Source organism: Streptomyces sp. NPDC042346 (assembly GCF_055581845.1).
On the sequence record NZ_JBVJEH010000007.1, the window covers coordinates 34,997 to 47,883 of the forward strand.

The 12,887-nt window shown below is 73.8% G+C and carries 14 protein-coding genes; 8 read left to right on the forward strand and 6 right to left on the reverse strand.

The genetic code is table 11. From position 1 onward, the window contains the following. Positions 1-16: 16 nt before the first annotated feature. Both ACZ6K0_RS26335 and ACZ6K0_RS26340 read right to left on the reverse strand, forming a co-directional pair. Entirely contained in the window at positions 17-922 is a 906-nt protein-coding gene (locus ACZ6K0_RS26335) for an RNA polymerase sigma-70 factor (RefSeq protein WP_469232617.1), read from the reverse strand. Continuing rightward, positions 919-2,208 (reverse strand): NAD(P)/FAD-dependent oxidoreductase, encoded by a 1,290-nt coding sequence (locus tag ACZ6K0_RS26340; protein WP_469232616.1) that lies wholly within the window; start codon positions 2,206-2,208, stop codon positions 919-921. The genes ACZ6K0_RS26335 and ACZ6K0_RS26340 overlap by 4 nt, the downstream gene beginning before the upstream one ends. A 230-nt stretch (positions 2,209-2,438) precedes the next feature. On the opposite strand from ACZ6K0_RS26340, the gene lepB reads away from it, so the two are divergent. Then, positions 2,439-3,047: a signal peptidase I gene (gene lepB, locus ACZ6K0_RS26345; RefSeq protein ID WP_469232614.1), complete on the forward strand. Its 609-nt coding sequence runs from the start codon at positions 2,439-2,441 to the stop codon at positions 3,045-3,047. A 45-nt stretch (positions 3,048-3,092) separates the two neighbouring features. On the opposite strand, the gene ACZ6K0_RS26350 is transcribed toward lepB, so the two are convergent. Then, the gene (locus tag ACZ6K0_RS26350) at positions 3,093-3,701 is read right to left on the reverse strand and encodes a TetR/AcrR family transcriptional regulator (RefSeq protein WP_469232612.1); all 609 of its coding nucleotides are present in this window, start codon (positions 3,699-3,701) and stop codon (positions 3,093-3,095) included. A gap of 191 nt (positions 3,702-3,892) precedes the next feature. Between ACZ6K0_RS26350 and ACZ6K0_RS26355 the strand changes: the two genes are divergently transcribed. The 7 genes from ACZ6K0_RS26355 (at position 3,893) to ACZ6K0_RS26385 (ending at position 8,659) form a co-directional block, all read left to right on the forward strand. Beyond that, positions 3,893-4,588: a cholesterol esterase gene (locus tag ACZ6K0_RS26355; protein WP_376397147.1), complete on the forward strand. Its 696-nt coding sequence runs from the start codon at positions 3,893-3,895 to the stop codon at positions 4,586-4,588. A 188-nt stretch (positions 4,589-4,776) separates the two neighbouring features. Beyond that, a complete protein-coding gene (locus ACZ6K0_RS26360) occupies positions 4,777-5,250 on the forward strand; it encodes a DUF6114 domain-containing protein (RefSeq protein ID WP_376397143.1) in 474 nt (157 codons plus the stop codon). After that, positions 5,247-6,023, forward strand: coding sequence for a DUF6230 family protein (locus ACZ6K0_RS26365; RefSeq protein ID WP_376397140.1), 777 nt, complete (start codon positions 5,247-5,249; stop codon positions 6,021-6,023). Before ACZ6K0_RS26360 ends, ACZ6K0_RS26365 begins: the two co-directional genes overlap by 4 nt. Next, positions 6,017-6,475 (forward strand): DUF6114 domain-containing protein, encoded by a 459-nt coding sequence (locus tag ACZ6K0_RS26370; RefSeq protein ID WP_469232611.1) that lies wholly within the window; start codon positions 6,017-6,019, stop codon positions 6,473-6,475. The genes ACZ6K0_RS26365 and ACZ6K0_RS26370 overlap by 7 nt, the downstream gene beginning before the upstream one ends. Then, positions 6,472-7,089 carry a hypothetical protein gene (locus ACZ6K0_RS26375; RefSeq protein WP_469232609.1) on the forward strand — a complete coding sequence of 206 codons (618 nt, stop codon included), beginning with the start codon at positions 6,472-6,474 and terminating at the stop codon, positions 7,087-7,089. The genes ACZ6K0_RS26370 and ACZ6K0_RS26375 overlap by 4 nt, the downstream gene beginning before the upstream one ends. Then, positions 7,086-7,790 (forward strand): DUF6230 family protein, encoded by a 705-nt coding sequence (locus ACZ6K0_RS26380; RefSeq protein ID WP_376397131.1) that lies wholly within the window; start codon positions 7,086-7,088, stop codon positions 7,788-7,790. Before ACZ6K0_RS26375 ends, ACZ6K0_RS26380 begins: the two co-directional genes overlap by 4 nt. Before the next feature lie 203 nt (positions 7,791-7,993). Continuing rightward, positions 7,994-8,659: an alpha/beta fold hydrolase gene (locus ACZ6K0_RS26385; protein ID WP_469232607.1), complete on the forward strand. Its 666-nt coding sequence runs from the start codon at positions 7,994-7,996 to the stop codon at positions 8,657-8,659. A 17-nt stretch (positions 8,660-8,676) separates the two neighbouring features. Here ACZ6K0_RS26385 and ACZ6K0_RS26390 read toward each other — a convergent pair whose 3' ends face one another. The 3 genes from ACZ6K0_RS26390 to ACZ6K0_RS26400 form a co-directional block, all read right to left on the reverse strand. Then, positions 8,677-9,477 carry an adenosylcobinamide amidohydrolase gene (locus ACZ6K0_RS26390; protein ID WP_469232605.1) on the reverse strand — a complete coding sequence of 267 codons (801 nt, stop codon included), beginning with the start codon at positions 9,475-9,477 and terminating at the stop codon, positions 8,677-8,679. 28 nt (positions 9,478-9,505) lie between these two features. Beyond that, a complete protein-coding gene (locus ACZ6K0_RS26395) occupies positions 9,506-11,800 on the reverse strand; it encodes an alpha-N-acetylglucosaminidase (protein WP_469232604.1) in 2,295 nt (764 codons plus the stop codon). 198 nt (positions 11,801-11,998) lie between these two features. Continuing rightward, positions 11,999-12,868 (reverse strand): DUF4436 domain-containing protein, encoded by an 870-nt coding sequence (locus ACZ6K0_RS26400; protein ID WP_469232602.1) that lies wholly within the window; start codon positions 12,866-12,868, stop codon positions 11,999-12,001. Positions 12,869-12,887 lie beyond the last annotated feature (19 nt).

Genomic DNA, 12,887 nt, shown 5'->3' on the forward strand with positions numbered 1-12,887 from the left:
AGTCGCCGACGGGAGCTCAGTGCAGGGTGAGCGGCGTCTCGGACGTGGCGCGGGACAGCTTCTCCGGGTTGCGGACGAAGTAGATGCCCGTGATCCGGGCGTCCTCGACGTGGACCGCCATGACGCCGTCGACCTCGCCGTTCAGGTGGACGAGGAGCGCCGGGCTGCCGTTGGCCACGGTCGGGCCGAGGGTGAGCGCGATGCCGGCCCCGCCGGCCCTGCCGGTGAAGCCCGCCATGAGACGGGACACCTTGTCGGCCCCGAGGACGGGCCGCAGGGCGGCGTGCTTGACCCCGCCGCCGTCGCCCATGTAGACGACCTCGGGCGCGAGGACGTCGAGGAGGCCCTGCACGTCCCCGGTCTCGAACGCGCGCCGGAACGACTCCAGGGCCGTCCGGGTCTCGCTCGCCGAGACCGTCCGGCGGGGGCGGCGGGCGTCGACGTGCCGGCGCGCGCGGTGCGCGATCTGACGGACGGCCGCGGGGGTCTTGTCGACGGCGGCCGCGATCTCCTCGTACCCGAAGCCGAAGGCCTCGCGGAGGACGAAGACGGCGCGCTCCGTCGGCGACAGCGTCTCCAGGACGAGCATCATCGCCATCGACACGCTCTCGGCGAGCTCCACGTCCTCGGCCACGTCCGGCGTCGTGAGCATCGGTTCGGGCAGCCAGGGGCCCACGTACGACTCCCTGCGCCGAGTGGCGCTGCGCAGCCGGTTGAGCGCCTGGCGGGTCGTGACCCGGACCAGATAGGCGCGCTCGTCGCGTACCTGCTCCAGGTCGACCTCGACCCAGCGCAGCCAGGTCTCCTGGAGGACGTCCTCGGCGTCGGCCGCCGATCCGAGCATCTCGTAGGCGACGGTGAAGAGGAGGTTGCGGTGGGCGACGAACATCTCGGTCGCCCGGTCGGCGGTGGGGTCGGTCATGCCTTCACCCCGCTCCCCGTCGGCCGGCCCTGGGCGCCGTCGGCCCGTACGTACGCATCCACGGCAAGATCCTTTTCGTCGGTGGGAGTCCGATCATGACCCACCCCTTCCAGGCGCTCGCGCTCGGCCCGCAGCAACTTCTCGCGCTGGCCGCCTCCCGAGACGCGGTGCAGACCGTACGCGCCCGGCTCGTGCGCCTCGGCGGCCAAGTGCTTCACGGTGCCCTTGCACACGATCTCCTTGACCTTCGCGCCGGTGCGACCGCCGATGTGGAACCACAGGGCGATGTCGTTCCGGTGCGCGAACTGGAAGATGCCGCCGCCTCGGCCGAGGCTGATGCACTGGCCCGCGAACACCTGGTTGAGGGGCTCGGGCTCCTCTCCCGCGATCCGGCTGAGGATCGTGTCGGCGGCCCGCGCGCCCAGCGGCGTCGCGGCCTGGCAGCTCATCCGCGCCGGCAGGTTCGACGGCGCAGCCGAGTCCCCGGCCGCGAGGACGCGGTTGTCGTCCACGCTCGTCAGCGTCTCGTCCGTGAGCAGGCGGCCCAGGGCGTCGGTGCTCAGCCCGCTGCGCGCGGCCAGGTCCGGCACGCCGAAGCCGGCGGTCCAGATGGTCACGGTGCTCGGCAGCGCACGGCCGTCGTCGAGCCGCACGGCATCGCGCGTCACGGCCGTCACCTTCGCGCCGGGGCCCTCGACGACGGTCACCCCGAGGGCCGCGAGCCGCTTGGCGACCGAGCGGCGGCCGCGCCGGTGCAGGTACGGGCCGAGCACCTTCCCGCAGACCAGGGTCACGGCGCGGCCCGCCTCCGCCAGCTCGGCGGCGGTCTCGATGCCGGTCGGACCGCCACCGACCACCGTCACGGGGGCCGTCATGGGCGCGGCGTCGAGGACCGGCCGCAGCCGCTGCGCCTCCTCCAGGTCGGCGATCGGATAGGCGAACTCGGCGGCTCCGGGCACGCGCGGGTCGGCGCTGCCACTGCCCACCGCGTAGACCAGGTAGTCGTAGCGGACGGTGTCGCCGCTCGCGAGCGTCACGCCGCGCCCGGCCGCGTCGATCCGTGTCACGGAGTCGACCAGCAGGCCGACGCCGGGACGCAGGACCTCGGTGTACGCGACGACGGCGTCGTCGGACCCGCCGACGAGCTGGTGCAGGCGGATCCGCTCGACGAAGTCGGGGCGCGGGTTGACCAGCGTCACGGTCACGTCGGCGCGCTGCGTCAGGCGGTTCGCGGCCATCACTCCGGCGTACCCGCCGCCGATCACGACGATCTCGGTGTTCCCCATCGCGGTGTCTCCTTCGTTTCCAGCGGTTCGTGCACAAGACACCGCTCGATCGGACCCTGTGACACGACGTGACGCAGGTCACTCTGGTGGGTGTGTGACGGTCGCGGCGCACGGTCAGGAACCGTGAGCGGTACGGTCACGGCCGCCGCCCGCCGCCGGGCCTACCGTCCCGCCATGACCGCAATCGACCGGTCCGGCGCCGACCGGACCACGGACTCCGCCGACCGCCGGTGAGCGCGCGCCGGGCGGCCGGCGCCGTCCTCGGTACCGGTGCCCTGCTCTGCCTCCTCGCGGCGGTGGCCGTCACGGCGCTGAGCGTCCGCGTCGACGGCACCAGCATGGCCCCCACCCTCAAGGAGGGGGACCGGGTGCTCGTCGCGCCGGGCTCGACGGGCGAGGCGCGTCGCTTCGACGTCGTCCTGCTCCGGGCGACCGGCAGGGACGCGCTGCTCGTCAAGCGGGTGATCGGGCTGCCCGGCGACCGGGTCGCCATCGCCTCCACGCCGGAACGGCCCTTCGACGTCCTCCTCCAGGAGGGAGGTCAGGGCCCGGTCCGCCGGTTGGCGGCGGCGCAGTGGGCGGCGCAGGCGCACCGCACGGGAGCCTGCTGCGCACCGGACGGCACGCGGTCGGCGCGGCCGGAGCTCGTGACCGTGCCCGAGGGCGCGTTCTTCTACCTGGGGGACAACCCCGATCTCTCGGACGACTCCCGGGCGTACGGCTGGGGGGACCTCCGTCGCGTCGAGGGGCGGGTCGGCCTGCGGGCCTTCCCCGTATCGGCCTCGCGGGGCCTCGACGGTCGGCCGGTCATGGAGCGGTGGCCGGGGCCGGGGCCGTGAGGCTCGGGGCCCGCGTGGGAGCAGGCGCCGGGGCCGTGAGCCCGTCTACTGCGTCGGTGCGAGGCTCTCGTGGCCCGTGCTCAGGGCGACGCGGACCACCGTGTCGGCGATGCGGCGGGCCGACTCCTCGGGTGAGGCGGTCGACTGGACGATGTGGCTCGCGGTCAGCCGGACCGCCGCGTCCACGGCCAGCTCGCGTGCGACCGGGTCCACACCGGGCCAGGCCTCCGTGACGTACGCGTCGGCCATCGCCGTCGCCATCTCGAACGCGGACGCGGACCGGGTGGTGAGGTAGGGGAGGAGGCCGTCCTCGCCGGTGCTCGTCAGTACGGCCTTGACCAGCGGGTTCCGGCCGGCCAGCGTGAGCGTGAAGCCGACGGCGGTCTCGACGGCCGCGCGGAGGTCGTCCCGGTGTGCGTCCAGGCCCTGCTGGATGCCGAGCAGACAGCGCTCCAGTTCGCGCTGGAAAAGGGCCTCGCCGACCGCCTCCTTGGAGGGGAACTCCGAGTACAGCGTCTGACGGCTGACGCCGACGGCTCCGGCGAGGTGTGCCATCCGGAGCTTGTCGAAGCCGCGGTCCGCGACCGCGTCGTACGCGGCGTCCAGGAGACGTTCGCGCAGCAGTGTCCGGACCGTCTCCCTGAACCGTGCCATCGGCCCAGCCTAGTCCAGCCGGAATTCTCCCCAGGATTGTCCAGAGTGTTGACACATCCTTAAGAACTGTCCAATTCTCGAACAGGTAGCAGTGAAGTGTCATCCGTCTCCGGTCGTCCGGCCGCGAGACGCACCGCTGCCGGGTTCACATCCCCCCGCGCCGACGGCGCGGGACGACGGTGGGAGTTCACATGCAGGAAGAGAACAGACAGGAAGAGAGCAGAGGCGTCACCCGCTGGCGCAGATCGGCATTCCTGGCCCTGCCCGCGACCGCGGCCGTGGCGGCCATGGCCACGGCGATGGTGCAGGGCGCGCTCGCCGCGAACCTCTCGCTGACGAGCGTGCCCTTCACCCTCAGCTCGAAGACCGTCGCCGCCCCGCAGGGCATCGGCGCGGTCATGCACACCATCGACGCCGGCGGGGCCAAGGGCGCCGCCGAGGTCGGCATCGCCAAGGCGGGTCTGGACGGCATCTGCGTCCACGCCGTCCAGTCGGTCGACCTCCCGGTCATCGGCAGCCTCGGCACCTGGTCGCTCAACATCTCCTCCCCGGCGGCGGCGACCCCGCTCACCAGCGACCAGCTCGTCGCCGGAGCCGGCCTCCAGGCGAACAAACTGGTCCTCGACGCCCAGGCGCTCAAGGCGGCCACCGCCACGCTCAACGCGAGCGACACCACCCCGAACGTGATCGGCGCCGCCGCCGACGGCGCCGGGATCAAGGGCGCCGGCATCGACGACGGCACCCCCGGCCAGTTCGGCCTGGACGCCACCGGCGGCCGGACCGACATCAGGAACCTCAACGCCGACGCCAACGGCGCCACGATCTCCGGCGCGATCACCCTGCCGGACCTGGCCATCGGCATCGCCCACGGCGACAAGCCCTGCTGACAGCCGCGCTGAGCCCGGCCTGACGACGCCGGAAGCCGGGGATCCGCGCCCAGCGGCGCGCAGGACGAGGATCCCCGGTTCCCCGGTTCCAGGTTCCCGCCGGTTCTCCGGTTCCCGCCGGTTCCCTGGTTCCCGCCGGTTCTCCGGTTCCCCTTCCCACTCGACCCCCGACTGCGAGGGCTCGCCTCATGACCACTGATCCGCCGCCCGAGCCGCGCGAAGCGTCCGCTCCCGCCCCCACTCCGCGCGGCGCGCGCCTCGCCTTCCGGCGCTGGCGCCGCACCCGCCCGTTCTGGGCGGCCCTCTGGACCGGGGCCGGCGGCTTCGTCATCTTCTTCCTGCCGATGGCACCGCTCGGCAAGATCCTCCAGGTCGGCGTCGGAGGCATCGCGGGCATGGCCGGCGGAGTCGTCCTCATGGCGATGGCCCTGCTGATCCTGCTGCTCCCCGGACAGCGCCACACCGCCGGCGTCATCGCGGTGATCGCGGGAGTCGCCTCCTTCCCGCTGTCGAACCTCGGTGGCCTCTTCGCGGGCATGGCCCTCTCCGTCCTCGGCGGATCGATGGCCTTCGCCTGGCTCCCCGAGAAGCCGGCCCGGCGGCGCGGCGGACCGCTGCGCCGCACACGGCCCGGAGCGCCCGTGAGGAGTGGATCCGTATGAACCGCGGGACCATCCGTCTCGGCCCGTCCCTCCGCCGGGTACGCGCGACCGGTACCCGCGCTGCCGCCGACTGGAACGCCCGGATGCTCGCCGAGGCGTCCGACGGCACCCGGCGCGGCACCCGCTGGGGGCGCGGCGCACTCGCCCTCGTCCCCTCGGCGCTCGCCGTCGGGGTCCTCGGCACCGCCCTGGCGCAGGGCGCCCTCGCCGCCAACTTCAGCGTCACCGGGCAGCCCTTCACCCTGACCTCCAACGGGGTCGAGGGCTCCGGCTTCGGGGCCATCGTCAACACCCCGGCCGTCGGACGCCCGGACGGCACCACGACCACGAACACGGCGATGGCACGCGTCGGTTTCGCGAGCGCCGGGCTCGCCGGGCTGTGCGGCATCGTCCACCAGACCATCGCGGGCGTCCCGTACTCGCTGCTCCTGACGGGCGGCCAGAAGGTGACGGCCGCGCCGCCCGGCACGTTCACGACCGACATCGACGCGTCGAACCTCTACATCCAGGCCACCGAACTCCAGGCGTACGGGCCGACCACCCTTGAGAACGCCGTACTCGGCCAGTCCGCCGACCAGGTCACCGTGGCCGGGAAGCCGCTCACGGGCGCGCTGCCCGGCGGGTTCGGACTCGGCTCGGCGGGCGGGGAGGGCGGCAGCTCGATCACCCTGCACGGACTCCACGCGACGGCGTACGACGCCGAGATGGCCGGGGCGCTCGTCCTGCCCGACCTGAGGATCAAGGTCGTCCCGGGAACGGCGACGACATGCTGAGCCGACTGAGGTCCGCGTACGGGTGGTTCCGGGCCTTCCGCCGGACCCGGCCGTTCTGGGGCGGGGTGTGGCTGGTCGCCGGCGGGTGGACCGTCCTCAAGTTCTCGCTCAGCTCCCTCCAGTTGATCGTGAGCACGGGCTTCGGGGGAGTGGCCGGATACCTCGTCGGCGGCGGGATGATCCTCTGCGGTCTGATCCCGATGGCGCTGCCCGGCCAGCGCTACACCTTCGGGCTCCTCGGCGTGGTCCTCGCGGTCGTCTCGCTCGTCGTCTCCAACCTCGGCGGGTTCCTCGTCGGCATGGCGCTCGGCGTCCTCGGCGGCTCGATGACGGTCGGCTGGGGTGCCAAACGCCCGCGTCGCACGGCGGCGGACCGTACGGCGGCGGACCGGGTGGCAGCGGACCGGGCGGTGTCGGACCGGGTGGCAGCGGACCTGGCGGTGGAAGCGTGATCCGCGCCGTACGGTCCCCGCTCGTCGCCGTGACGACCGCCCTGCTGCTCGCCGTCACCACGGCCGTCTGGTCCGGGCAGCCGAGCAGCGCCGCGGGCCGGACGGCCGCCGCGCCCGAGCCGCTGGGCGCGCCCTTCCTGCCCGCGCCGGACCCGCTGCACGTGACCATCGCGAGCATGGTCGCCGTCTCGATGACCGTCGACAGGAACGTCACCGTCCGGCTCTCGGACGGCACGACCCGCACGACGACCCAGTACACCTTCACCAAGCTCAAGATCCGCTCGCACATGAACGTGACCCAGCGGGCGGCCGGGCACACCGTCACCATCGACGTGCCGGACGAGGGGTCCCTCGGCGGCCACGACAGCGCGGGGAGACCCGAGACGACCACGATGTGGGGCACCATCACCAACGTCTGCGTCCGCGTCCTCGTCAAGATCTGCGGGGTGCAGGGGCTGCTCGACTTCTTCGGCTCCCTGATCCCGCTGACGGCGGGGGCCGAGGACTTCGTCGGCGACATCTACGCCATCCGTACGGTCGACGACCACGCGGCCCTCGACTCCACCGACAACCCCGTCCACCTCCCCGGAACCATCACGGTGACCGTCCCGTGAGCCCCGGCGACCGCTCCTCCCCGGAAGGGCGCACCCACTGGCGCCGCTCGCTCGCCGTCGCCGTGCCCGCGCTCCTCGCGGCGGCCGGCCTCGGGTCCGCCATGGCGAGCGGCGCGCTCGCCGTCGGCCTGCGGATCCAGGACCGTCCCGTCGACTTCACCACCAGCAGCCTGTACGGGACGCAGTACGGTGCCGCGGTCGTGGACCAGCCCGTCGTCCGGCCCGACGGCACCGCCGCCACCGTGCGGGTGCTCCGCATGGGCTTCGCGGACGGCGTGCTCAACGGCCTGTGCCTCAGCCAGCGGCAGCAGATCGCGGGAGCGACGTACACGCTGATGCTCACCCTCGGCGACGACGATCCCGGCTCGTGGGAGATCCGGACGAAGAACACCGTCCTCGACCTGCGGAACGCCACCGGGGTCCTCGACATGGACGGCGTCGTCGACCTCAACGTCAACGGCGCCGACGTGAAGACCGTCAAGGACGCGTCCGGGGCGTACCTCGCCAACCCGCTGAACAGCCCTCAGCACCGCTTCGGCATCCAGGCCCGCTACGCCAAGTTCGACCGGATCGTCGGCACCGCCCAGGACTTCCAGATCCCGGGCCTCCTCACCGCACCGAAGCTCAGGCTCGCCGTCCGACCCGGCACGGTCGCCTGCCCGGCCCCACCCGGGCCCGTCGGGACGCCCGGGACGCCGTGATGGCAGACTGCGGCCCTCACGGTCGTCTCCCCGCGCGGCATGGGCGGACCGTCCATCGCGGGGAACGGCAGGCGACTCCTGGAGGCACCCATGGCGCGGCGACCCGGACACGCGAACCACACGAACCGCGAGGCCCACGAGGCACGTTCGAACCACGCGTCAAGTACGGCCCACGCGTCCCGTACGAGCTGCGCGGATCCCCGATGACGTCGCTGACCCCGGGGGCCTGCTGCCGCGCGCGGCCGACCGAGCCCGGCACGCTTCTCGTCCGCAGCGCGCCGGCGGTCCCCGCCGCGGCCGTTCTGCTGCTCCACGGCGGCCGCGCCGACGGGCCGGAGCCGCCGCCCGCGCTCAACCTGCCCGCCCTGCGCATGCGGCCCTTCGTCACCGCCGTGACCCGGGCCGTCCGGGGCCGGGACGTGCTGGTCGCCGAGGTGCGCTACCGCCACCGAGGCTGGAACGGCCCGCGCGCCGACGCGGCCCGGGACGCCGAGGCCGCCCTCGTCCGGCTCCGGGAGCGCGTCGGGCCCGTGCCCGTCGTGCTCCTCGGCCACTCCATGGGCGGGCGCGCCGCACTCAGCGCCGCCGGCGACCCGGCCGTCCGCGGTGTCGTCGCCCTCGCGCCCTGGTGCCCCACCGGCGAGCCCGTCGACCACCTCGGCGGCCGACGGCTGTACCTCCTGCACGACGAGACCGACCGCGTCACCTCGGCCCGCGAGTCCTGGGACTTCGTCCGCAGGGCGCGGGCGGCGGGCGCCGACGCCGCGGGCATCCCGATGCCGACCGGCGGCCACGCCATGCTCCGGGGCGCCGGCTTCTGGCACCGCCGGGCGGCGGAACTCACGGCGGCCCTGCTCTCACACGGCTGAGCGGCCTGACGCGCCTTCTACGAACCGACGCGGCCGACGAGGCCGGCGCAGGCCTCGTACGTCGCGCGGTGCACGGCGCGCGCGAGCCGCGCGCCCCAGAGCGACCGCGGCCCGGCGAACGACTCGGCCAACGAATCGGCGAACGAATCGGAGAGCGGCGGCGCGACGGGCGACGCGACCGACGGCGCGACCGACGGCGCGGCGGCCGATTCGGCCGTCGACCCTCCGTCGCTCCCGGCAGGCGAGGGAGCCGGCGCGGCCACGCAGACGGCGTCCGTCGGCGTGCCCGAGGCGTCCGCCCCGAGTTCGACGAGGGCCTGGACCTTCGCCTCGGTGGCGGTGGCGACCGCGTTGACGAGGGCGGCGTCCGTGAGCGGCACGGGCAGCGAAACGATGATGTTGATCGTCCCCGGGCGCGGGGCCGCGACGCCGCCGGCCCCCGGTACGGCCGCCCAGCCCCGTACGCCGATCCCGGCGGTCACCAAGGCCTCGGCGCCCCCGTCCGCCGCGTGCCGCCGGTTCTCGACCGAGGCCGCCGTCATGAGCCCCACCCCGGGGCCTTCGAGCCCGGCGCCGGAGGCCAGCGCGCGGAGGTGGGCGACGGGATCCAGCCGGTCGTAGCCGGGCGGGACCTGCGCGTTCAGCACCCAGGCCCGTTCCCCGATGCCGCCGCCGAGGACGGCGCTCGACACCATCCGCACGCCCGGTCCCGGGGCCCACACCAGGAGGGGCCACGCACGGCCCTGTTCCGTGTGGCTGAGCAGGGCGGCGTCGGCGAGGGACGGGCTCGCGAGGAGGGTCCGGGGGAGGGAAAGCACCTCCCCAGACTAGAGACGCCGTCACGGATCACCTCGTCAGGGCCGCCTGTACCTCGCCCGCCAGGGCGACGGGGTCGCCGGTCGGCGTCGTCGCGTACGGCTCGTGGCCGTGCGCCCAGGCGTCGTCCCGCGCGAACCAGTCGACGGCGACCGGTTCCGTACGGTTCACCAGCGCGCTGTCGAGCGTCGCGAAGTACGCGGCCCAGCGCGGCGCGTAGACGTCCTGGACGAGACCGGCCCATTCCCGGTTGGCGTAGTCGTGCAGCCCGGCCGTGTCGCTCGGTCCCCGGTCGGCCCAGGTGGTGAGGATCGAGCGGGCGTCGTACTCCAGCCGGTCCTGCTCGGCGGGGTCGGCCCCCCAGGCGCGGGCGGCGGCGAGCCACGGACCGAGCAGGAACCGCCGGTCGGAGGCGACCAGCCGCCCGAGCAGCTCCAGATGGGCGTTCCACTCGGCCACCCGCTCCCGGAACGCCGCGAGGTCCTTGCCCTCGTACGCGGCCTTGATCCGCGGCAGCAGGACGCGGCCGCGGTTGGTCAGCGCCTGCCGGGCCACGTCCACGAGGTCGTGGCGGTAGGCGTCGGTGGTCCGCAGCTCGGGAGCCACCTTCAGGAGCTCCGCGAGCGCCTGCTCCACGGTGGCCGCGTCGTAGCGCATGGCGGACGGGCTCCAGCGCGCGGCCCTGGTCGTCGTCAGACTCGGCCGCGCGGTGAAGAGGCTGTCCTGCGGCTCGCTCCACGTACCGGAGGGCATGCTGTACGGGCCGAGGCGCAGCTGCTCCCACGCGGCGGCGGCGTGGGGGTCGGCGCCGCCGTAGCGCCGGGCGGCGTACTCCGCGAACCAGGTCCGGTGGTCGATCGGGCCCGGCTGCCAGGCGAGTTCGGTGAACAGGTCGAACGCGGCGGGGTTCCCGCCGGTGCCCTCCGGGAGGTAGGCGATGCCGCGCAGCGCGCTGCCGGGCTTGGTCAGCCAGGCGGGGAAACGGTCCACCCACACGCCGGTGTTGGCGCCGATGCTGGTGTGGCCGCCGAAGTTGCCGATCGCACCGAAGGCGTACGGCGTGCCGCCCCACTGGGTCTCGCGGTCGAGACCGTCGTAGCGGTCGGAGAGACCGTCGACGACGAGCAGCCGGTTGCGGTCCACGCCGCCCAGGAGAGCCGCCGAGGGGTTCGTCTGCCAGCCGAGCATGACCCAGGTCGCGCCGGGGTGCGCCGCCTCCAGGGCCCGCTGGACGGCCCCGGCCGCCGCCGCCACGTCGACGGAGCCCGGGGTGCCGCCCTCGTGCAGCAGGTCCATCTTGAACATGTCGCTGTCACCGAACCGCCGCTGCTGGAACCCGTAGTAGGTCGCGGCGAGGCGATCGAAGACCGGCCCGGTCGGATCCAGCCAGTCGGGCCGGGCGAACCCCACCCACCGGCCCTGCGGGACCGTGACCGCGCCCGGGTTCCGCGCGGCGAACTCCGGAGGCACCGTGCCGAAGAAGCCCGGCAGCACCGGGGCCATCCCCAGCGACCGCAGGTGTCCCGCGATCCGGCTGCCCAGCGCCGCGCGGGCCTCGATCAGCCGCTCGGAGACCGGGCCGCCGAAGCCCGACATGTTCTGCAGCAGCCACCAGCCCTGATGGGCCGGTCCCGGGATCCAGTCGCGCAACTCCGCCGAGCTGTAACCGAACTGCTGGAGGGCCTGGTAGTACGGGTACTCGGCCCCCGTCGGCACGAAGACCTCGTTCACGCCGTGCAGCGCCATCAGGTCGATCTCGTGCCGGTACGCGTCGAAGTCGCGGTACGCGCCGGAGTACCCCTCGTCGGTGTCGTTGAGGGCGTAGCGGTGGGGCACGGTCGCGCTCCGGGTGACGGTGCCGGTGACCGCCGGGAGCGTCGAGGGCAGCCGGCCGAGGCTGTCGCCCGGCCAGCCGATGTCGACCCCGGCGACCCGCTCCAGGTACCAGCCCACTCCGGTGAGCAGCGTGGCCGGCGACGTGCCGCGTACGCGGATCTCGCCGGCCGTTCCGGAGACCTCGAAGTAGTCGCCGGTGGCGGGTTCCTCGACAGCGACCAGGTCGAACTGCCCGGCCACGGACGGCAGCAGACGCTCCAGGCTCGCCCGGGCGGGCGCCGGATCGAAGGCGGACGCGAGCGGAGCGGGGGCGGGAGCGGGAAAGCCGGGAGCGGGAAAGCCGGGGGCGGGAGCCGGTCGTCCGGGGGCGGAGGCTGCCGTCGTCACGGCGGGCGCGGGTGCCGTGGCGGCCGGTGAGACCGCCGTCAGCGTGGCGACCGCCGCGACGACGAGGACGCGACGGCATCGAAGGTGCAGACGACTGGCCATCCGGCTCCCTGATCGAGGAAGGCGACGAAGCATGCGAATGAAGGTGAATGCATGCGAATTCGTGCGAAAGAGTGCGCTCAGTGTCGGGCGCCCCGAGGCCATCGGTGCGCAGGCAGAGCCGTGGGCCGACCGGTCCTCATACTGGCGGACGCACGCCGATCGTGGGGGCGCACCCCGGACGGCTCTTTCCCCCCGCGGTCAGTCCGTACTCGCCGCCCGGCGCTCGGCCTTGAAGCCCGTGACGACCACGGTGACGAGACAGAAGGCGATGACGGTCTCGGCCCACAGGAACGCGAGGTAGTCCATGAGGCAGCCGATCGGCGGCGTGCCGGGGGCCGTGTTGCGGAAGGCCGCCAGGGCGAAGAGCGTGGCGGCCATCCAGCCGAGGGCGGGCCAGGTCAGCCCCTTGCGCCGGGTGACGAGGAACCACGCTCCGGTGAGGACCGAGGCGGCGAGGGCCCACATGGCGACCATCATGAAGACGGCGAAGACGAGCACGCTGGTGGAGCGTCCCAGGCCGACGTCGAAGACCGCGGTCCCGTGGTCGTCCGAGGCGTCCACCGTCGCCGAGAAGAGGGCGTCGCTGTTGGTCAGCGTCATGTGGACGGGGACCTTCTCGCCTCCCTGGGTGGCGCTGAACTCGATGGCGGCGTCGTAGGCGTCGAAGGGGTAGTCCGTGATCGGGCCTCCCGTCACGGTGACGGGCAGGTCCATGGTCGCGATGCGGCTGTGTGCCGTGAAGGACAGGTCGCCCCGGGTGGAGGTCGACGTCTGGAGCGTCAGGTCCTCGGTGGGGGAGACGCCGCCGGCCTCGGCCAGCGCTCCTCGCGGGGTGACCAGGACGCGCAGGACCAGCTCCCGGCCGGAGGCGTCGACGCGCTGGATCGAGGCGTCGACGTCCACCCGGTCGGGAGCCGAACTGCCCGTGCTGTACACCGTGTCCAGGGCTTGGCGTTCGCCGAACTGGAGCCACGCGCCCAGGGCGATGGCGGCCGCGATCAGGACGCAGGCCAGTACGGCGGGGAAGAGGCGGGCCCGGCTCGGTCGGTGACGGCGGGTGTCGGACACGGAGGCTCCTCGGATCGTG